This is a genomic window from Vibrio sp. 1288 (genome assembly GCF_033344475.1).
This window is the reverse complement of record NZ_JAWPOX010000468.1, coordinates 1-727: the sequence shown is the minus strand read 5'-3', so window position 1 is coordinate 727 and position 727 is coordinate 1. Positions and strand designations below refer to the sequence as shown.

At 47.3% G+C, this 727-nt stretch carries 2 protein-coding genes; both read right to left on the bottom strand.

Annotated features, from left to right (window positions below; genetic code table 11):
• The coding region (locus R8O11_RS27440) for a nucleoside recognition domain-containing protein (protein WP_318194904.1) at positions 1 to 227 on the bottom strand (227 nt) is incomplete at its 3' end.
• Positions 227 to 727, bottom strand: a 501-nt coding sequence (locus tag R8O11_RS27435) for a nucleoside recognition domain-containing protein (protein WP_318194903.1), incomplete at its 5' end; no start/stop codon positions are given. The genes R8O11_RS27440 and R8O11_RS27435, both read right to left, overlap by 1 nt.

The following is a 727-nucleotide window of genomic DNA, read 5'->3' as shown; positions in this document are numbered from 1 at the left end:
CCAATCAGCACCGCAGCCGCTTCACCTGGCAAACCAAAAACCGCCATTACTGGAGAAAATACCGAGCCCATCAAATCCAACGCGCCAGTAATCTGCAACGCCTTAATGATGACAAACGCCATAAGAACGTTAGGCACGGTTGATGTTGTCGCAATAACCCAGCCTTTTTTAGCGCCTTCAACGAAAATATCCGTCACCATCGGCTTACTTACTTTTACGTCACTCATTACGCCGTCTCCTCTTTTAAGTTCTCAGATTTGCTTTGCTCTTGCTTGTCTTCTTTACCTTCTGTGATGTTTAGATAGATACGGAATAAGTTCGCACCCACAATTTTAAACAAGAACATCACCACAACCGCCAAACCAATAGAAGACGTTACGGCAAGCGAGCCATCCGCCATCGTCAACGTAAACAGTACCGCCCCTGAGGAGAAAAAGTTAACAATGGTGGCACCAGCGGTGAACTGGAACATAGTGAACACATCGGTTTCGCGTTTGGTGAGATGGCCTTCATCTTTAAGCTGACGAGTCATCGCCGCGCCCGCGTCGGTACTTTGCAGCGAAGCGATAAGAGCCAAACCAGAGTTACCCGGAATACCCATAATTGGACGAAGAAACGGCGTTAACAGTTTGCGTGCCGCTTCTAGTGCGCCATAGTGCTCAAGTACATTGATCATACCCAGTGCGAACATAACGGTAGGAATCAAAGTAAGTGCAAAAATGAAACC